Here is a 19664-nt window from a genome sequence, read left to right on the forward strand (position 1 = left end):
GGAGAAGGACCGATGAGCTCCTACCGGGAACGCGTCCACCGGGGCTCCGCCCGCGCCACCGTGCTGCGCACCGTCGGCACCCGCGAGCGCCGTTCGCACCTGACCGCGCCGCGGGTGCCCACCGTCGGTATCGACATCGGCGGCACCAAGGTCATGGCCGGCGTCGTCGACGCGGACGGCACCATCCTGGAGCAGGTCCGCACCGAGACCCCGGACAAGTCCAAGAGCCCCAAGGTCGTCGAGGACACCATCGTCGACCTGGTGCTCGACCTCTCCGACCGGCACGACGTCCACGCCGTCGGCATCGGCGCGGCGGGCTGGGTCGACGCCGACCGCAGCACCGTCCTGTTCGCCCCCCATCTGAACTGGCGCAACGAGCCCCTGCGCGAACGCCTCTCCGGCCGCCTCGCGGTGCCGGTCATGGTCGACAACGACGCCAACACCGCCGCCTGGGCGGAGTGGCGGTTCGGCGCCGGCCGCGGCGAGGACCACCTCGTCATGATCACGCTCGGTACGGGCATCGGCGGCGCGATCCTGGAGGAGGGCCGGGTCAAGCGCGGCCGGTACGGCGTGGCCGGCGAGTTCGGCCATATGCAGGTCGTGCCCGGCGGCCACCGCTGCCCCTGCGGCAACCGCGGCTGCTGGGAGCAGTACAGCTCGGGAAACGCCCTCGTCCGCGAGGCCCGCGAGCTGGCCGCGGCGGACTCCCCGGTCGCCTACAACATCATCGAGCGGGTCGGCGGGCGCGTCGGCGACATCACCGGGCCGCTGATCACGGAACTGGCCCGCGAGGGCGACGCCATGTGCGTCGAACTCCTCCAGGACATCGGACAGTGGCTCGGCGTCGGCATCGCCAACCTCGCCGCCGCCCTCGACCCGTCCTGCTTCGTCATCGGCGGCGGCGTCAGCGCCGCGGACGACCTGCTGATCTGCCCGGCCCGGGACGCCTTCCGGCGCACCCTGACCGGCCGCGGCTACCGCCCCGAGGCCCGCATCGCCAAGGCCCAGCTCGGCCCCGAGGCCGGCATGGTCGGCGCCGCGGACCTCGCCCGCCTCGTCGCCCGCCGCTTCCGCCGGGCCAACCGGCGCCGCGTCGAACGGTACGAACGCTACGAACGGACGGGCCGCCGATGACCGAGACCGATACCCGGGCCTCCCACGACCCCCGGACCCCGGCCGCACCACGCCGCGGCGAACGGCGCCGCCCCTGGCTGAAGGCGCTGATCGTCTTCCTGCTGATCACCGTCCCGGCCGGCTACATCGTCATCTCCGCCGAACAGAGCCGCGACAGCGGAGTGGAGAAGGAGGCCGAGGCCGCGGCCACCGGCCTCACCAACGACTTCCCCTCCCGCGTCCAGCAGCGCGTCTACAACGTCCCCGTGCCGGACGGCTCCACCCCGGTCTACTACTACGAGGCCAACTCCTGGGAGACCAGCTCGCTGTACGTGCAGTTCCGCACCGACGAGGCCGGTCTCGGCCGCTATCTCGCCGACGTCGGAACGAGCCCGTCCGCCCTGAAGAAGGGCAAGGTCACCATCAGCCCCGAACAGGCCGCCCGGGTCGGCTGGGACTTCAGCGGCGACGGCCGCTGGGCCGGACTCAGCGAGGACAAGCCGTCGCCCCATCCCTCACAGCAGATCACCGTCAGTTTCGACGAGCCGGGCCACCCGGTCGTCCACACGGTGTCGACTGTGCGGTTCTGAGGGGGCGTCGCGGCCTGACCGCCCGTGGTGGCGATGTCGGCCGCGCGTACGTCGCGGACATTGACGTCCTTGACCGCCGGCTCTCCCCGCGGTCGTAAAACCGTCGTGGGGCCAAGAATTGCCATGACCATGGGTCGACCCCGCGGAAAATTTTGCTGTCAGTATTCCGAAGGGGTGGCGCGGCGTATCTCTGGTAGCCCCCGCCGAAATCGCACTCCGCCACCCCGTACTTCACTTGACCGTGCGGCGCCTCCTCGGGGCTTTTCCTGCTGCCGCCGCCTCCACCGTCCCCACCGTGGTCATGGTTCGCTGGGATTTATAGGTGGCGCAGCGCTTTACGGTTATGCGGTGCATCGGCGGATCATTCGTCAAGCCGACTCTGGGCCTACCGCTCGAACGGGTGGATCAGTTGTGAGGCCGCACGGGAAGAATTGGTGGACCAATGAGAAATTGTCTGGGCCTCGTCGCAGGGGGCCGCTTCACGGCGTCGACATCATCGCCTCCGCGGTGACGCCGTGTCCGACCAGAGATCGCCGGAAATCCGGCAGTCCGGGGTGAACTCGTCCTTGACAGAGCCGCCCTGTGGTGCCGGATCGTGCGAAGTTTGACGCTGGCATGACAATTTCGCGCCTCTTCGGAGAGAAAAGAGAATGATGCAGAAAGCCTCATCTGAGATCGCGTTACCTCGGAGCGATCGACGGATGGGAGTGTGTCAAGCGGTGCCAGAGGGTCTGTCCGGCGGGTCGTCACCGCGGCCGGACGAGAGGTTCCGTTGACGCGTTCTTTTTCGGATTACCGAAGCGATGTTTCCGCAGTAGGGAATTTCGGCAGCATCCGAAAGGAAACCATGCGATGGCCGCAAAATCCTGCCCGACAACGATCGAAATCGACTGGAATCCCCAACCCCGCCCGTGGATCGAAGCGAGCGTCCGTGTCGCCGGTATCGACGGCGAGTGCGTCAAGGCGGAAATCTCCTCCCCCGCGTTCGCCCAGGGGCCGTATCCGCTGACCCGCTCGGACAGCGTGTGGACCGGCAAGGTCGAATTCGGGGGGAAGTCCGGGACGTTCGAGGTCTGCGTGACGTCCACCGATCCCAAGGGGAACACGAAGGTCTACAAGACGCACATCTCCCTCCCGGCCGCCGACCCTGACGACGAGCTCCAGTTCATCCTCCGCCATGGCGGCAAGGGCGAACCGGGCCCCCAGGGGCCGAAGGGTGAGCCGGGGCCTCCGGGGCCTCAGGGCCCGAAGGGGGATAAGGGTGACCCAGGCCCTCAGGGGCCGAAGGGGGAGAAGGGCGAGAAGGGAGACCCAGGTCCTCAGGGCCCGAAGGGCGACCGGGGGAGTCGTGGGCCGAAGGGTGACCAAGGCCCCCAGGGCGCCGAAGGCGACAAGGGCGATACCGGCCCGCAGGGCCCGAAGGGCGACCCCGGCACGCAAGGACCGAAGGGTGACAGGGGAGACCGCGGTCTCCAGGGGCCGAAGGGGGACACAGGTCCCGCGGGCCCCAAGGGCGACAAGGGTGACCCGGGCGTCCAGGGAACGAAGGGTGATCCGGGGCCGCAGGGGCTGAAGGGCGACACCGGTGAACGGGGTCCGCGGGGCCCGAAGGGTGATCAAGGCCCACAGGGGCCCAAAGGTGAGCGGGGAGACAAGGGGGACCAAGGCCCTCAGGGCATTCAAGGGCAGCAAGGGGACAAGGGAGAACAAGGAGTCCCCGGCCCGCAGGGCCTGAGGGGCGACCGCGGGGACACGGGAGACCCGGGGGCGCCCGGCATGAAGGGTGACAAGGGCGACAAGGGTGATCCAGGGAGTCCCGGCCCGCAAGGACCCAAGGGGGACAAGGGGGAACAGGGGAACGAGGGGCCGCAGGGCATCCAGGGCCCCAGGGGAGAGCAAGGGCAGCAGGGGTCGCAGGGCATCCAGGGCCTCAAGGGAGACCAGGGGGAGCAAGGACCTCAGGGGCCCCAAGGCCCCAAGGGGGACCAAGGCTCCCAAGGCCCCCAAGGGCCGCGAGGCGCCGAGGGCCCGAGGGGACCGGAAGGACCGGAAGGGCCGGAGGGACCCGAGGGGCCCGAAGGACCGGAAGGGCCGCAAGGACCGCCCGGATCGGGAACCGATTTCCAGGCGGCCCAGGCGGAAGTGCTTCGCGACGGCACCACAAGGGTGGCCTCGGGAATGTCCGTACGGCACGAAAAAGAGGGCGTCTATTCCCTCACGTTCTCCCCCGCATTCCGGGATACGCCGACAGTCGTCGCCACCCCGACCTCTGACCGGAAGTCATTTGGTCGCGGGGCCGTCGTCACAGTCGCCGCCGACGAGACGACCGCCACCTGTTCCCGTATCGTCGCCAAACTCGGTGACATTCTTCAGGATTCCGGTTTCACCGTGATCGCGATCGGCAGGAGTCAGTGTCAGTAGGCATCTGGCCCCAGAAACGCTGGGCGTGCCGGCCGTTTCCGCCGGCGCACCTTCAGTGAGCGAGGACTGATGCGGTCCCCGGGCACAACCGGGGACCGCACCCCTTTGCGGCATCGCCCACATCGGCGCTCGGTCCTCCAGGGGTGACGCCCACATTCGGCATCGACCAGCTCACCGAATGACCGGGAAGTCTTCGGTCGGGCACTGTCCTTGACGGAAACGGACGCCATCGGGCGGCGCGTCCGAAGGCGCCCGTCCTGCGGACGGCGGCACTTTCGGGTTGGACCGTCATCACGCTCTTGCTGCCTCCCCACGACCTTTTCCGCCCCTTCCCACGGTTCTCACGACCGCTCCACGGCGATGTGACCAGAGGAAAAGGCTCCGGTCGCACCGGCGTCCGTCATTCTCGGCATCGAAACCGGGCACCCCGCGCTCCGGAGTGCGGACGGAAAGACGCGTACGCCCCCTGAGCGGGAATCACATGGACGTTTTCGACGGGCCGAAGCAAGGCCGGTGCGGCAACGAGCCGGCCCCGGCCGTCTCCTCGCCCTCCGCGACACCGCTGTCCGTCACCCGCCGAGGACCGCCCACCCCGCCGAGTAACAGCACACCCGGCAGCCACCGCACACCACTCCCGTCACCTTCGCCGAAGGAGCGACCCGGCTCCCGCCCATCGGCTCTCCTCCGCCCTGCCGAAACCATGCGGACCGTTACCGCACGTGACCAGGTCCGTCACCCGATCGCCACGCCACGATGGCCCGGGACGTCACTCATTGGTGTGATGCCTTGGGGGCCGCTCCGGTCCGAGTGCGGAGGTCCACATGATCCGTTTCCCGATGCGTGCGCTGGCGATGGGTGCCCTGGTCATGGCGGTCGGCGGGCCCGCGGGCACCGCCACGGCGGCTCCAGCGGCGGTTCCCGCCCTGCGCGCGCAGACCCGCACAGATCTCGACGCGTCGATACGGCGTGAGGCGTATGCCTACGCCCTCTACTCCTTGTTCGCCGACCAGGCCCAGGCCGAGAGACAGTCGTCGGTACACCGCCTCTTCCAGCGCACGGCCACGGTGAAGCAGCGTGACCCCCTCGCCCAAGCGGCCAAGCTGCGCGGTCTGGTGGGCAACAACGAGGCCAATCTGCGGGCCGCCGTCAAGGACGAGGACCACGAGGCGCACACGACGTACCCCGCCTTCGCCCGGCAGGCCCGGCAGGACGGTGACACCGCCGCCGCCCGTTTCTTCGAGGAGGCCGCCAAGGACGAGGCCGGCCACCACGCCGCGTTCACCAAGGCACTGGAGGCCGTCCGCACCGGCAAGGGCACCGTCCCGGCGCCTCCCGCCGTCACCCCCGTGACCGTCCGGTCGGGGCCGCCCAAGGTCCGCGCGGCGCGGACGAAACGCAATCTCGACACCGCGCTGCACGATCAGGCGGTGGCGTCGGCCACGTACCGGCAGTTCGCCAAGGTCGCCACCACGTACGGCAACCAGGCACTGTCCCGCCTGTTCACCGGCACCGCCGACGTCGAACGGCGCGAACACTTCGCCGGCGCGGCGCAACTCGCCGGCATCGTCGGCCCCACCCGCGACAACCTCACCACCGCCTTCAAGAACGAGCGGAACGAGTCCGACACCCTGTACCCCACCTACGCCCGCCGTGCCAGGCGGGCCGGCGACGCCCAGGCCGCCGCACTGTTCGCCCGCAACGCCCGGGACGCGGCAGGCAACGCCCGTGCCTTCGAGAACGCCTTCAACCGGCAGCGCTGACCGGCGGGCCGGCCCGGCGAGGAGACCCGGTCACAGGTCACCGGCCCTCCACCGGGCCTCCTCCTCGTCCAGGGCCCGGCCGTCCGGTGCGCGGTGGCGCACGACGTCGAGCCAGTCGTGGACGAGCGTGCCGAACGCGGGGAGCCGTGCGGCGTCCCGGTGGCCGTTCCCGGCGAGAAACGCCAGCAGTTCGCCGGCCGCCGGGTCGTCCGCGTCGCAGGAGCCGCACAGCAGCGTCTCCTTGAGGCCGCCGACCGGCTGCCCGGACCGGTTGCGCCAGGTGTGCGGGTAGCGCGCCACCAGCAGCGCCGGGGCCGCGCAGCGCGGGCAGGGCGGGGTCGCGCAGGTCCTCAGCGCAAAGGTCCCGGTCCGGGCGGCGGCGGTCGTCATACGAGGCCGATCCAGGCGTCGGCGCCGAACGTTCCCTTCACGTCGGAGGCGACGGAGGCGGCGTTCACCCTGGTGCGCAGGGAGTAGACGGTGGTGGTGCGGGTGCCGCGGACGCTGAGGTGGACGGGGCTGTCGCCCGGGTGCTCGGCGAGGATGCTCCGCAGTGCGCGCACGGACCGCTCGGTGATCCGGTGAAGCGCCAGCGCGAGCCGGACCGACGGACGTTCCCCGTGCTCGGCGAAGGACACGTCCAGTACGGCGAGTTCCCGGCCGAAGACGCTCCGGGTACCGTCACGGTCCTCGACGCGGCCGGTGACGGAGACGGCCTCGTCCTCGGTCAGCGCGTGCCCCACCAGCTGGTAGGCGGCCGGGAAGAACAGGACGTCGATCCCGGCGTCCCGGTCCGCGAGGCGGACGACGGCCCAGGGGGACGACCGCGTCGACGGCCTCCTCGTGGACGGCGGTCAGTCCCTTGCGGGAGTGCCCCAGGGAGTCGAACGCGCCCGCCTTGACCAGGGACTCCACGGCCCTCTTGTTCATCGCGGGCAGGCCGGCCCGGTGCAGGAAGTCGGCGAACGAGGTGAACGGCCCCCCGCCGCGGCGGGCTTCGGTGACCGCCTCGATGACGCCGTCGCCGACGTTGCGCACCGACCGCAGCCCGAACCGCACGTCGTCGCCGATCGCGGTGAACTGCGCCACCGACTCGTTCACATCGGGCTGAAGGACCCGCACGCCGTTCTCGCGGGCGTCGGCGAGATAGACGGCGGCCTTGTCCTTGTCGTCACCGACGGAGGTGAGCAGCGCGGCCATGTACTCGGCGGGATAGTTGGCCTTGAGGTAGGCGGTCCAGTACGAGACGAGGCCGTAGCCGGCGGTGTGGGACTTGTTGAAGGCGTAGCCGGAGAAGGGCAGCATCACGTCCCACAGGGCCTTGATCGCCTCGTCGGAGTAGCCGTTGGCCCGCATGCCGCCGTGGAACTTCTCCCACTCCGCGGCCAGCACCTCCGGTTTCTTCTTACCCATCGCGCGGCGCAGCATGTCCGCGCCGCCCAGGGTGTAGCCGGCCAGCTGCCGGGCGATGGCCATGATCTGCTCCTGGTAGACCAGAAGGTGGTGGGTGGAGCCGAGGATGGGCGGGGTCGAACAGGGCGTCCAGCGGGGCGGGCCTGCCGTTCTGGTCCGGCGGGAGCGCCTTGGTGATGCGCTCGCCGTGGGAGTAGGGGAAGCCCAGGAGGCGCGCGGAGTCCTTGACGGCGTTCTTGGCCTTGATCCGGCCGAAGGTGTTCACCAGGGCGGTGTACTCGTCGCCGTACTTCTCGGTGACGTAACGGACCATCCGGTCGCGCTGGCGGTCGTCGAAGTCGAGGTCGACGTCAGCGCGCGCATCTGCGCGGCGCTCTTGAGGTAGTAGCCGGAGCCGCTGAAGCGGAAGCGGTTCGGGTCGTCCTTGTTCTTGCCGACGCCGATGCACAGCAGATTGTCGTGGGCGTCGGCCTGCTCCTCGGTGACGTAGTGGGCGTCGTTGGTGGCCAGGAGCGGGAGGTCCAGCTCCTTCGCCAGACGGAGCAGGCCGTCGCGGACGGAGCGTTCGATGTCCAGGCCGTGGTCCATCAGTTCCAGGAAGTAGTTCTCCCGGCCGAAGATGTCCTGGTAGGCCGCGGCGGCGGCTCTCGCCTCGGCGTACTGGCCCAGCCGCAGACGGGTCTGGACCTCGCCGGACGGGCAGCCGGTGGTGGCGATGATGCCCTCCGGCATCTCGGCGATCAGCTCGCGGTCCATGCGCGGCTTGCCCGCCGGGAACTGGCCCTCGTAACTGGCCCGGGTGCTGAGCCGGAACAGGTTGCGCAACCCCCGGGCGTCGTACGCCCACATGGTCATATGGGTGAAGCGGCCGCCGCCGGAGACGTCCTTGGCGCCCTCGCCGTCGTCACTCACGGCCCGGCGGCCACCCGGCCCCCACCACTCCCGCTTCCGGGAGAACCGGGACGAGGGCGCCAGGTACGCCTCGATGCCGATGACGGGCTTCACCCCGTCGAAGTCCTTCGCCACGTGAGCGAATTCATGGGCGCCAAACATGTTGCCGTGGTCGCTCATGGCGATCGCGGGCATGCCCTGCCCGGCCACCTCGGCGAACATCGGCCGCAGCTTCTGCGCGCCGTCGAGCATCGAGTACTCGGTGTGGTTGTGCAGGTGGACGAAGGAATCCGGCACGGGCACCTCACTCCCAGGAGGGCAACCAGGCGTTGAGCGGAGCAGGGCCCCGCGCTGACCGCCCCTATGAAAGAGCTGGTGGAGCCGGTGGATCAAACAACCGCCGCACCGGCAGCACACAACGGAACGTTGTACCGATACCGTGGGCCGGGTGGACCTCAACGCCGTACGGACCTTCGCCGCCGTCGCGGACACCGGCCAGTTCCAGAAGGCCGCCGCCGACCTTTCCCTCACCCAGCAGGCCGTCTCCAAGCGCGTCGCCGCCCTGGAGAGGGAACTCGGTGTGCGGCTGCTGACCCGTACACCGCGCGGCGCGCGGCTCACCATCGACGGGCAGGTGTTCCTGCCCCACGCCCGGACCCTGCTCCAGGCCGAGGAACGGGCGAAGGACTCGGTACGCCCCGGCAGCCGCGCCCTGCGCGTCGACGTGGTCGGCCGGCGCGTCTCGGTGGCCGGTCTGCTGCGCGGCTTCCACCGCGCCCACCCCGGGACCGCCCTCGACGTCGTGACCCTCCCCGGCGCCGAAGCGGCCGTCGCCGCCCTCCAGGACGGCACCATCGACGCCACCTTCCGCGCCGTCACCATGCCCGGGCAGCGCATCCCCGACGGCATCGAGATCGCCCCGGTCCACGACGAGCCGCTCCACCTGTTCACCGGCCCCGCCCACGAGTTCGCCGGCGCCGCGGCGGTCACCCTCGACCGGCTGGCCGGCCACCGCATCTGGATGCCCGGCAACGTCCCCGGCGCCGAATGGACCGCCTACTACGAGGCGCTGGCCGACGCCTTCGGGCTGACCATCGAGTCCACCGGCCCCAACTTCGGCGTCGAGGACCTCGTCGACACGATCGCGGCGTCCTCGACCCTGGCGACCTTCCTCGGCACGCAGACCCCTCTGGTCTGGCCCGCCGGCTACGACATGCGCCTCATCCCGCTCCGCGACCCGGCCCCGGTCTACCCGCACTCCCTCCTGTGGCGCGCCGACAACCCGCACCCGGCCCTCCCGACGCTCCGCCGGTACCTCACCTCCGTACGCCGGGATACGGACGGCGAGACCTGGGTGCCGGCGTGGGCGCACAGCCGTACACGGCCGGGCGGGGACCGGGGGCGGTGATCCACGCCGCCCCCGGGAGCATCCGGACCAACCGTTGCGAGATCGCGGCCCGGGGCGGGGGGACCGGGGTGGTCCGGTCGCGTTGAGCGCGGGTCCTTGGACGGACGTGGTTCCGCCGGGGACCGGAATTCTGGCGTGGTGTCACAAGGGGTGCGGCGGCGCCAGGCCCGGTACGGCGGCCGCGGGCACCGCGCCGTCGTACCGCACGCACCTCGCCCACGACGGGGCATTCCGGACCGCCTACGGCCCCCGGAGCCCGTACGTCAACCCCGTTGCAGAGGATCTTCGCCAAGCCGCCGCAACGGGGGAAGGCCTGTACCGGCTTGTGCCCCGGGCACGTGGGACGCCCTCAGATATGAGAGCGTGCAGGGCGTGAGTGAGATACCGACGCGTACCCTCCAGTACTGCTCCGACGGGCCGGAGGGCGCGCCCGTCCTGGTCCTGGGTGCCGCACTGGGCGCGACCTGGCACATGTGGGACAGGCAGATCCCCGAGCTGGTCCGCCACTGGCGGGTCGTCCGCTTCGACCTGCCCGGTCACGGCGGGTCGCCCGCGTACCCCGCCTCCTCCGTCGCCGAGCTGGCCGACCGGCTCGTCGCCACCCTCGACGCCCTCGGCGTGGACCGCTTCGGCTACGCGGGCTGCGCCCTCGGCGGGGCGGTCGGTACCCAGCTCGCCCTGACCCGCCCGCAGCGCGTCACCTCGCTCGCGCTGATCTCCTCGTCGCCGCGGCACGGCACCGCCGACGCCTGGCGGCAGCGCGGTGTCGTCATCCGGACGAACGGCCTCGAACCGATCGCCCGCACCACGCCGGAGCGCTGGTTCACCCCGGGTTTCGCCGGGGCCCAGCCCGCCATCGTCGAGTGGGGCGTCCAGATGGTGCGGACCACCGACCCCGGCTGCTACATCGCCGCCTGTGAGGCGCTCGCCGCGTACGACGTGCGGTCCTCGCTGGGCCGGGTGCAGGTGCCCACCCTGGTCGTGGTCGGTTCCGAGGACCAGGACACCCCGACGGCGGACGCCCGGTCCCTGGTCGCCGGAATCCCCGACGCGAGCCTGGCCCTGGTGCCCGGTACCTCCCACCTCGTCCCCGTCGAGCAGCCCGCCGCCGTCACCGAACTCCTCGTCCGGCACTTCACCACCACCTGGCAGGACCGGCCGGGCGCGGCGCCCGCGGCCGTCGGCCAGGCCGCGCCGAAGCCCGTGCTCAGCCGGCCGCAGCCGGCGCCGGCCGCCATCGAGTCCGGTCTCGCCCGGCCCGGAACGGTCCACGACGGTGACCACGACCGGGGCGTCAAGACCCGCCGGGAGGTGCTGGGGGACGCCCATGTCGACCGGGTCGAGGCGGCCACCGACGACTTCACCGGTGACTTCCAGGACCTCGTCACCCGCCATGTCTGGGGCGGGATCTGGAACCGTCCCGGGCTCGACCGCCGCACCCGCAGCATCGTCACCCTCACCGCCCTCGTCGCCCGCGGTCACCACGAGGAACTCGCCCCGCACACCCGCGCCGCGCTGCGCAACGGCCTCACCCCGGCCGAGATCAAGGAGATCCTGCTGCACACCGCGGTCTACTGCGGCGTCCCGGCCGCCGAGGCCGCCTTCGCGGTCGCCCAGCGGGTGATCCAGGAGGAGACCACCCCGCGGGCATGACCCCGGGCACGGCCGGTCCCCGCGGTACCCCGTCCGGGCGGCCCGGAGACGGCAGGATGACGGTCATGGAACTCACCAAGAAGACCCATGCCTGCGTCCGCCTGGAGAAGGACGGGCGGGTGCTCGTCATCGACCCGGGCGGCTTCAGCGAGACCGACGCGGCCGTCGGCGCCGACGCGCTGCTCGTCACCCATGAGCACGCGGACCACTTCGACGAGGGCCGGCTGCGCGCGGGCCTGGAGGCCAACCCGGCCGCCGAGGTCTGGACCCTCGCCTCCGTCGCCGACCGGCTCGCGGCCGCCTTCCCCGGCCGGGTGCACACCGTCGGCGAGGGCGACACCTTCACCGCCGCCGGATTCGACGTCGAGGTGCACGGCCAGCTGCACGCCGTCATCCACCCGGACATCCCCCGCATCACCAACATCGGCTTTCTCGTCGACGGCAGTGTCTTTCACCCCGGTGACGCGCTCACCGTCCCGGAGAACCGCACCGTCGACACCCTGCTGCTGCCGGTCCACGCCCCCTGGAACAAGGTCTCCGAGATCATCGACTACCTCCGCGAGGTCGCCCCGCGCCGGGCCGTCGACATCCACGACAGCCTGCTGCGCGACCACGCCCGGCCGATCTACGACGGCATGATCGACGCCCTCACCGGCACGGACCACAGCCGCCTCGCCCCCGGCGGCGGTACCGTCCTCGGCTGACTGTCGGTGCCGGGCGGTAGGTTTACCGGCATGCGCATCGCGACCTGGAACGTCAACTCGATCACCGCCCGTCTCCCGAGGCTGCTGGCCTGGCTGGAGAGCACCGGCACCGACGTGCTGTGCGTCCAGGAGACCAAGTGCGCCCTGGAGCAGTTCCCCGTGGAACCGCTGCGCGAGCTCGGCTACGAGGCGGCCGTCAACGCCACCGGCCGCTGGAACGGCGTGGCCCTGCTCTCCCGCGTCGGCCTCGCGGACATCGTCACGGGCCTGCCCGGCGGCCCGGACTACGAGGGCGTCCAGGAGCCCCGCGCGATCTCCGCGACCTGCGGCCCGGCCCGCGTCTGGTCGGTGTACGTCCCCAACGGCCGCGAGGTCGCCCACGACCACTACGCCTACAAGCTGCGCTGGTTCGACGCGCTGCGCACGGCCGTCGCCGAGGACGCGGCGGGCACCCGCCCGTTCGCCGTCCTCGGCGACTTCAACGTCGCCCCCACGGACGACGACGTCTGGGACCCGGCAGCCTTCGACGGCCTGACCCATGTCACCCCCGCCGAACGCGAGGCGCTGGCCGCCCTGCGCGGCACGGGCCTGAACGACGTCCTGCCCCGCGCCCTGAAGTACGACCGTCCCTTCACCTTCTGGGACTACCGCGCCCTCGGCTTCCCCAAGAACCGCGGTATGCGCATCGACCTCGTCTACGGCAACGCCCCGTTCGCCACGGCCGTCACCGACGCCTATGTCGACCGCGAGGAGCGCAAGGGCAAGGGCGCCTCCGACCACGCCCCGGTGGTCGTGGACCTGGACCTCACGGTCGGATAACGCCCTCCCGCGCAGGGCCGCCCGGAGCTGTGGCGCCGTGCCACCGGTACGGGGCGTGCCGGTGGCCAGGGGCGGGTTTGGGATGCGACCCTGCACTCCATGAACCTGTCTTTCCTGGACAAGTGGCGCAAGCGTCCCGTCGCGGACCCGGCCGGGCCGGTGCGCGACGACGCGGGCAGCGTCGCCGAGCTGCTGTCCGAGTGCGAGCTGCTGCGCGTCCAGGCGGCCGGCTCCGGCGTACGACTCGACGACTCCGTGACCTCGTTGGAGGCGCTGGACCAGTTGCAGCCGGTGTGGCGGGACGACCCGGAGGTCCTGCCGTGGCTCGGCAACGACGCGGGCCTCTACCTCGGGACCGTCCTGGTGCGCACGGTACGCGGCGCGGTGTGGCAGGTGTGGCCGGACGGGCGGCCGGTGGTGCGGCTGGCGTCGGGCCGGGTCGTCGACGCGGTGGCCGCCGGACGGGCCTGGGCCGACGACGGGGCGCCCGAGCTGTCCCAGGTCTACGCCGAGGCCGCGGAGAGCTGACCGGCTCCGGCGGAGCGGTGCTGCCCCCGCCGGGCGGACGAGAGAGCGAGGGCCCACGGATGACCGGTGAACCACTGATCGAACTGCGCCGGGTCAACAAGTCCTACGGCGGGCAGCAGGTGCTGCGGGACATCGACCTCACCGTCGGCCGCGGCGAGGTCGTGGTGGTCATCGGGCCGTCCGGAGCGGGCAAGTCCACCCTCTGCCGGGCCATCAACCGCCTGGAGACGATCGACTCCGGCACCATCACCGTGGCCGGCACGCCCCTGCCCGCCGGGGGACACGCGCTCGCCGCGCTCCGTGCCGAGGTCGGCATGGTCTTCCAGTCCTTCCACCTCTTCGCCCACCGGACGGTGCTCGCCAACGTCATGCTGGCGCCCGTCAAGGTGAAGAAGCGCGGGAGGGACGAGGCCGAGCGGCGGGCCCGGGAACTCCTGGACCGGGTCGGGCTCGCCGACCAGGCCGGCAAGTACCCCGCCCAGCTCTCCGGCGGCCAGCAGCAGCGCGTCGCCATCGCCCGCGCCCTGGCGATGGACCCCCTCGCCCTCCTCTTCGACGAGCCGACCTCCGCCCTCGACCCGGAGATGATCAACGAGGTGCTGGAGGTGATGCGGCAACTGGCCCGGGAGGGCATGACGATGCTCGTCGTCACCCATGAGATGGGCTTCGCCCGCTCCGCCGCCGACCGCGTCGTCTTCATGGCCGACGGCCGGATCGTCGAGGTCCGCGCCCCCGACGACTTCTTCCGCGCCCCGGAGAGCGCACGGGCCAGGGACTTCCTCTCCAAGATCCTCCCGCGCTGAACGGCCGGCCCGGGTCAGCGCACGGACCGCGCCAGCCACGGGGTGAGCATCCGGGGCGTCACCAGCTCCTTGTAGGTCTCGTCGCCCGGCAGCGGGACGATCAGCCAGGCCGCCGGAGGGAAGAACCGCTCCTTGACGCGGGCCAGACCCCCGTACACCGCCCGCAGGAAGTCCGGTACGGCGTCCCGGGGCACGTCGGCGAACTCCACGCCCTCCACGACGATCCTCGCGTCGCCCTCGGCGAACAGCTGCACATCGACGTCCGGTACGCCGCCCAGCTCGATGAACGCCTCGTGCGGGAGCGACCCGTCCGGGTCGAGCACCGCGAAGGCGCCCGAGGCGGTCCGCCGGGACGAACGGTCCGCCCCGATGTCGTCGGTGACGGTGATCTCCCGCCCGTACGCGTCGGCGACGGCGCGGACGGCGGTGACGGCGGCTTCCGTGGTGGGCAGATGCGGACGGCTCATGACCACGATCATGCCGGACGGGCGCGCGGGGGAGCGCCCGCGGTGGGGGAGGCGGGCGCAGAGGCGCGCGAGAGGGCATCCGCGCCGGTGGGGGCCGGTGTGCGCCCGTTGATCTTGTTGACCGGAAAAAGCCGCGTCATCCGCTGGTCCGCAGGGGAGGTACGGACGGCAATGAGGACGCGTGGCCAGGGGGTTGCACGGTGTGGGGCAAGCGGAAGCGGCAGCGGAACGGCATGGAGCGCCCGGAGTTCGGCGAGATCTGCCGGCGTCTGGACGACCGCCTCACGGGACTGTGCGCCCTCCACGGCGGCCTGGACCGGTTGCGCCACACGGTCGCCGAGACCGCCTCGGCCGCGGCGAACGGGCTGCGGGAGCAGACGGGCCTGCTGAACGACCGGCAGGAGCGGATGTCCGGCGAACTGGCCGAGGTCCGCGCCGGTGTCGAGGCCCTGCGCGAGGAGGTGCGCGCCCTGGCGGCCCGTACCGCCCCCGCCGCGCCAAAGGCGCCGGAGGCGGGCCGTGCGGCACCCGCCGCCCCGGAGCCGGAGCCGGAGCCGGACGAGGCCCCGCACCCCCCGGCCGCCGACGGCACCCGCGTGAACGACACCGATCAGGAGGAAGAAGTGGAACAGGCCGGCAACGGGTTCGGGCAGGACGACGACACCCGGGAGCCGTCCCCGGCGCGGGACGGCAGAACGGCGGCGGACGGCACGGCACGGCACGACGCACGGGCGGCCGACTGGAAGCGCCTGAAGGAGGCCGCGGAACGCGCCTGCCGGCAGCTGACCACCGCGGCCCGCGCCGCCCAGGGCGACCCGGCGCGCCACGGCACGCCCCGTCCGGCGGCCGAGATGCCCCCCGAGGCGGACGACCAGGAGGCGGACGGCCCGCTGGTGGCCCACGGGGCGCTGCTGCTGACCGCGGCGGGCGTCTCGTCGGCCGAGCTGGTGTGCCACCGCGACACCTGGGAGTTCCTCGCCGGGCTCGCCGGGGCGCACCCGCACTTCCGTACCCCGCCCGCGGTGCTGGAGGTGGAGGGCGGCCTGGTGGAGGCGTCCCTGTCCGGCCGCTCCCTCATCGCCATACTGCTGACGCTGTGGAAGAAGCGGCAGGAGAACGGCGACATGGACGCGGACTGGGCGCTGGCGGCCACCCTCTACCTCCGTATCGAGCGGGCGCTGCGCGAGGTCGGGGCCGGTGAGGAGCGGCACACCGCGCGCATCGTCCTGGACGACGGTGTCGGCCAGGACGATGCCGAGGCAGCGGACGGTGCGTGAGCCGGGCTACAGGCGCACCGGCAGGGACGTCAGCCGCCAGTTGCCGGGGAGCTGGGCGCGTTCCAGCCGCTCCGGGGGCACGCCCAGGGCCAGGTCCGGGTAGCGGGTGAGGAGTTTGCCGAGGGCGACCTCGCCTTCCTGGCGGGCGAGGGTGGCGCCCAGGCAGTAGTGCATGCCGTGGCCGAAGCCGACGTGGTTCTCGGCGTGGCCCGCGGGGTGGCGGGTCAGGTCGAGACGGTCGGGGTCGTCGTAGTGGCGGGGGTCGTGGTTGGCGGCGACCAGGCTGAGCTGGACCTGATCGCCCTTGCGGATCAGGGTGCCGCCGATCTCGACGTCCTCGGAGGCGAAGCGCAGCTGGGTCGCCTGCACGGGCCCGCACCAGCGCATCAGCTCGTGCACGGCGCGCGGCATCAGGCCCATGTCCTGCCGCAGCAGGGCGAGTTGGTCGGGGTGGGTGAGCAGGGCGGCGGTGCCGTTGGTGATGAGGTGGGCGGTGGTCTCGTGGCCGGCCAGGACCAGGGTGAGGACCATGGTGACCATCTCGGTGTCGCTCAGCCGCCCGCCGTCGTCGTCATGGGCGCGGATCAGCTCGCTCAGCAGGTCGTCCGTGAGCGCCGAGCGGCGGGTGCGTATCAGCTCGTGGATGTGCTCGATCATCGGGACGAACGCGCGGGCGAGCCGGGCCGGGTCCAGCGTGACCAGCTCGCGGCCCCAGGCCCGCCACTGCGGGCGGTCCTCCTCCGCGATGCCGACCAGTTCGCAGATGACGGTGATGGGCAGCGGGTAGGCGAAGTGCTCGATGAGGTCGACGACCCCGTCCTCGGCGTGGTCGGGCAGCCGGTCGAGCAGCGCGTCGGTGATCTCCTCCACCCGGGGCCGCAGGTCGGTGATCTTGCGGGCGGTGAAGGCCCGGGACACCAGGCGGCGCAGCCGGGTGTGGTCGGGGGCGTCGCTGTTGAGGATGGAGCCGGAGAAGTAGACGCGCAGTTCCTCGGGCACGCCCATCGCGTCCAGCATCCGGGCGGCCCGGTCGATCCCGTCGGCGCCGACGGCGGCCGTGCCGTTGTTGACGAACCGCTGGTCGCGCAGGATCTGGCGGACCTCGTCGAAGCGGGTGACGAACCACACCGGTGAGTCGTCGAGGAAGCGGCCGCGGACGACGGCGCCCTGTTCGCGCAGCGCGCCGTAGCCGGCGAAGGGGTCGGTGAGCAGGGCCGGGTCCAGGACATGCGGTTCACCCGGGTGTTTCCCGATGTGCTCGGTGAAGGGAGTGGCTGGTGTTGACATCGTGCGATCTCCTCCGGATCGGGAGTCAAGGACGCAGTTGCCGGCGTATTTCCCGCGCGCAGAGCGCTTCGAGGTGCTCGTAGAGCGCGATGACGCGCGGGGCGGCCGCGGTGGCCGCGGCGCGTACGCGGCAGGCGTCGTCATCGGCGGCGGCCGGGGTCCCCAGCACGCCGTCGACCGTGTGGGCGAGGAGCCGGGCCCGGACCTCGGGGGGGCCGGGCGTGTGGGTGTCGAGCAGGGACTCGGTCACGAAGAAGCCGGTGGCCACCGCCCGTACGGCGTACTGCTGGTGCTCCACGGGGACATCGGCGCGCGCCAGTCCGTGCTCGCGCAGCAGGACGAAGTGGTCGCGCAGCGTCCGCTCGCCGTGTCCGATCAGCTCGGCCAGCTCCTGCTGGGCGGTGTCGTTGAGGCGGCCGAGGACGCCGGTGTCGGCGGTGTGCAGGGCGCGCAGGACGGGGCTCGCCAGGAAGTCGTGGTAGTGCCCGGCCAGCAGCCGGCCGGGCAGGACCTCCAGCGGCTCGCCGCGCATCCGCTCCAACTGCCGCCGCAGGGACCAGGACTTGTTGTCGAGCAGGACGGCGAGCAGCAGGGCGTCCTTGGTCTTCCAGTGCAGATAGACCGTGCCCTTGCCGACCTTGGCGCGGCGGGCGATCTCGTCGATCGTCACCCGCCGGTACCCCCAAGCGACCAGCAGGTCCCCCGCCGCCTGCAGGATGCGCTCCCCGCGCTTCGTCCGGTCCACGGACCCCCCTCGGTGACCTCGTGACCGGATTCGACATCTGGTCACGAGGCCGACAGTACGAGGGCGTCAAGTCGCGCAAGAAGGCGCTTTCCGGCCAACCTCCCCCGGCCGGGGGAGCGTCGGATACCGGCCACCCCGGTGTCCCGGGCGGCGCGGGGGAGTGGCCGGATACCGCCGCTCAGTCGCGGACCGGTACCGAGACGTACGAGGGGTCGCCGGCCGGGGAGGAGAACGTCAGCGAGGAGCCGCGCGGGTTGTGGGTGATGTAGAGCGGGTCGGCGGTGTCCACGACGACCGCGAGCCGGTGCCCGGCCGGGACGTCGTACGCCGTGGAGAACAGGTCCCAGTCCGCGGTGAACGGGCGGCCCGGGGTCTTGTCGTGGAAGGTGAACGGGGCGTGCGAGACCAGCTTGCCCAGGCCGAGCGGGCCGACGTCGTAGAGGTAGGCGACGGCGGTGCCGCTCTTGGCGGTCCCGGTCACGGTGGTGTGGACGCGTACCGTGCCGCGCACCCGCTGGGGGCTGTCGTAGCGCTCCGACTCCCAGACGGCGGCCACCGAGCGCGGCAGCAGCGGGATCGAGGCGAGCGGGGGAATCCGGAGGAACTGGTCCAGGACGCTGGAGAGGAGGGCAACTCCGCCGTTGGCGCCCGAGTCGGCCCAGGTGCCGATCTTCCGGGTGCCGTCCAGCGCGATCCGGCGCTGCGCCGACGGCACGTCCCGCCAGCTCTTGTAGCCCTCGTACGTCCCGGTGGAGCGGGAGGTGAGGAGCACGGGGGCCTCGCGGTCGACGCCGTTGTCCGTGCCCTTGAGGTAGCGGTCGAACCAGCGGCGGGCGTGCGTCCAGGTGTCGTTGGGCAGCCCGAACAGGCCGGTGCCCTCCGCCGTGGCGTGGTCGCCGGGACGGAACTCCAGCCGCTTGGGGCCCTTGAGCTTCTCGAAGAAGTCGGCGTACTGGTTGGGCGGGAAGATCGAGTCACCCCAGGCGTTGCCCAGCATGATGGCCGCGCCATTGTCGTTGATCTTGTCGAGGTAGGTCGCGGGGGAGCGCTTCGCGCCCCACGCGACCATGTCCTTCTCCGCGGCGAGGTTCGAGCCGAGGAAGTCCTTGAGGACCGCGCGGAGTTCGGGCCCGGGGCGGCCGGTCAGCTCGCCGGACCCGCCGAGCAGGACCGCCGCCTGGCGGTGCTGGGTGCGTTCGCCGTAGATCGAACCGACCAGGTCGGCCCAGCCGCTGAGCGCCGTCACCGCCTTGATCCGCTTGTCGTGCGCCGAGGCCAGCAGGCTGATCCCGGCGCCGTACGAGACGCCGCCCATCCCGACCTTGTGCGGGTCGGCGGGGGTGTGCGCCAGCGCCCAGTCGATGACCTTGGACGCGTCGGCGATGTCGCGTGGTCCGGCCGTCTCGATCTCGCCGCCCGACTGCCAGAAGCCGCGCACGTTGTAGGAGACGACGACATAGCCGTCGGCGGCCAGCCGGGTCGCCTGTGCCAGGTACTCGACCTGTGGCACGGCCCAGCTGGTGGGCAGGACGATCAGCGGGAAGCGGCGGCCTTCGCCGTCGCCGGCCGGGGCGACGACATTCGCCTTGAGCGTGACACCGCCGTCGCCGGTGATGTCGGTGAAGCGTACGGAGGGGCCGGACGCCGCGGTGCGGGACGTCGTGGCCTGGGCGGCGGTGGCGGCGGGGGCGCCACAGAGGGTGCCGGCGAGGACCGTGGCCAGGGCGGCGCCGAGGACGGCGCGCGGCGTCGTGCGGGAGGACGTCATCTTCTGCTCCAGACCGT

General features: G+C 71.9%; 16 protein-coding genes and 1 pseudogene. 11 read left to right on the forward strand and 6 right to left on the reverse strand.

All coding sequences use genetic code 11. The features are described from left to right. The first annotated feature begins 12 nt into the window (after positions 1-12). The 4 genes from AC51EU_RS01140 to AC51EU_RS01155 all read left to right on the forward strand — a co-directional run bounded on the left by AC51EU_RS01140 (position 13) and on the right by AC51EU_RS01155 (position 5884). The gene (locus AC51EU_RS01140) at positions 13-1134 is read left to right on the forward strand and encodes an ROK family glucokinase (protein WP_496264677.1); all 1122 of its coding nucleotides are present in this window, start codon (positions 13-15) and stop codon (positions 1132-1134) included. Then, the gene (locus tag AC51EU_RS01145; RefSeq protein WP_496264678.1) at positions 1131-1703 is read left to right on the forward strand and encodes a hypothetical protein; all 573 of its coding nucleotides are present in this window, start codon (positions 1131-1133) and stop codon (positions 1701-1703) included. The genes AC51EU_RS01140 and AC51EU_RS01145 overlap by 4 nt, the downstream gene beginning before the upstream one ends. A 2178-nt stretch (positions 1704-3881) precedes the next feature. Further along, the gene (locus tag AC51EU_RS01150) at positions 3882-4124 is read left to right on the forward strand and encodes a hypothetical protein (protein ID WP_496264679.1); all 243 of its coding nucleotides are present in this window, start codon (positions 3882-3884) and stop codon (positions 4122-4124) included. A gap of 821 nt (positions 4125-4945) precedes the next feature. Then, on the forward strand, positions 4946-5884 hold the full coding sequence (locus AC51EU_RS01155) for a ferritin family protein (protein ID WP_496264680.1): 939 nt from the start codon (positions 4946-4948) through the stop codon (positions 5882-5884). A 30-nt stretch (positions 5885-5914) separates the two neighbouring features. Here AC51EU_RS01155 and AC51EU_RS01160 read toward each other — a convergent pair whose 3' ends face one another. Continuing rightward, entirely contained in the window at positions 5915-6274 is a 360-nt protein-coding gene (locus tag AC51EU_RS01160; protein ID WP_496264681.1) for a DUF6300 family protein, read from the reverse strand. After that, positions 6271-8440, reverse strand: a pseudogene (locus AC51EU_RS01165) (PHP domain-containing protein). Before AC51EU_RS01165 ends, AC51EU_RS01160 begins: the two are co-directional and overlap by 4 nt. A 196-nt stretch (positions 8441-8636) precedes the next feature. Here AC51EU_RS01165 and AC51EU_RS01170 point away from each other — a divergent pair. The 6 genes from AC51EU_RS01170 (at position 8637) to AC51EU_RS01195 (ending at position 14103) form a co-directional block, all read left to right on the forward strand. Beyond that, a complete protein-coding gene (locus AC51EU_RS01170) occupies positions 8637-9596 on the forward strand; it encodes a LysR family transcriptional regulator (RefSeq protein WP_496264682.1) in 960 nt (319 codons plus the stop codon). 381 nt (positions 9597-9977) lie between these two features. Further along, positions 9978-11249 (forward strand): bifunctional 3-oxoadipate enol-lactonase/4-carboxymuconolactone decarboxylase PcaDC, encoded by a 1272-nt coding sequence (pcaDC, locus tag AC51EU_RS01175; protein WP_496264714.1) that lies wholly within the window; start codon positions 9978-9980, stop codon positions 11247-11249. A gap of 65 nt (positions 11250-11314) precedes the next feature. Continuing rightward, positions 11315-11953, forward strand: coding sequence for an MBL fold metallo-hydrolase (locus AC51EU_RS01180; protein ID WP_496264683.1), 639 nt, complete (start codon positions 11315-11317; stop codon positions 11951-11953). A 30-nt stretch (positions 11954-11983) separates the two neighbouring features. Beyond that, positions 11984-12772 (forward strand): exodeoxyribonuclease III, encoded by a 789-nt coding sequence (locus AC51EU_RS01185; RefSeq protein ID WP_496264684.1) that lies wholly within the window; start codon positions 11984-11986, stop codon positions 12770-12772. Between the two features lie 99 nt (positions 12773-12871). Next, entirely contained in the window at positions 12872-13300 is a 429-nt protein-coding gene (locus AC51EU_RS01190) for a DUF6278 family protein (protein ID WP_496264685.1), read from the forward strand. A 59-nt stretch (positions 13301-13359) separates the two neighbouring features. Continuing rightward, positions 13360-14103, forward strand: a complete 744-nt coding sequence (locus AC51EU_RS01195; protein ID WP_496264686.1) for an amino acid ABC transporter ATP-binding protein — start codon at positions 13360-13362, stop codon at positions 14101-14103. A gap of 14 nt (positions 14104-14117) precedes the next feature. Here AC51EU_RS01195 and AC51EU_RS01200 read toward each other — a convergent pair whose 3' ends face one another. After that, the gene (locus AC51EU_RS01200; protein WP_496264687.1) at positions 14118-14570 is read right to left on the reverse strand and encodes a hypothetical protein; all 453 of its coding nucleotides are present in this window, start codon (positions 14568-14570) and stop codon (positions 14118-14120) included. Positions 14571-14803: 233 nt separating this feature from the next. Between AC51EU_RS01200 and AC51EU_RS01205 the strand changes: the two genes are divergently transcribed. Next, on the forward strand, positions 14804-15847 hold the full coding sequence (locus AC51EU_RS01205; RefSeq protein WP_496264688.1) for a hypothetical protein: 1044 nt from the start codon (positions 14804-14806) through the stop codon (positions 15845-15847). A gap of 6 nt (positions 15848-15853) precedes the next feature. On the opposite strand, the gene AC51EU_RS01210 is transcribed toward AC51EU_RS01205, so the two are convergent. The 3 genes from AC51EU_RS01210 to AC51EU_RS01220 all read right to left on the reverse strand — a co-directional run bounded on the left by AC51EU_RS01210 (position 15854) and on the right by AC51EU_RS01220 (position 19647). After that, complete coding sequence (locus tag AC51EU_RS01210) at positions 15854-17134, reverse strand: cytochrome P450 family protein (protein ID WP_496264689.1); 1281 nt, start codon at positions 17132-17134, stop codon at positions 15854-15856. Between the two features lie 25 nt (positions 17135-17159). Next, positions 17160-17879 (reverse strand): TetR/AcrR family transcriptional regulator, encoded by a 720-nt coding sequence (locus tag AC51EU_RS01215; RefSeq protein WP_496264690.1) that lies wholly within the window; start codon positions 17877-17879, stop codon positions 17160-17162. A 178-nt stretch (positions 17880-18057) separates the two neighbouring features. After that, on the reverse strand, positions 18058-19647 hold the full coding sequence (locus AC51EU_RS01220; protein ID WP_496264691.1) for an alpha/beta fold hydrolase: 1590 nt from the start codon (positions 19645-19647) through the stop codon (positions 18058-18060). Between the last annotated feature and the right edge of the window lie 17 nt (positions 19648-19664).

It is taken from the genome of Candidatus Streptomyces philanthi, from assembly GCF_059553635.1.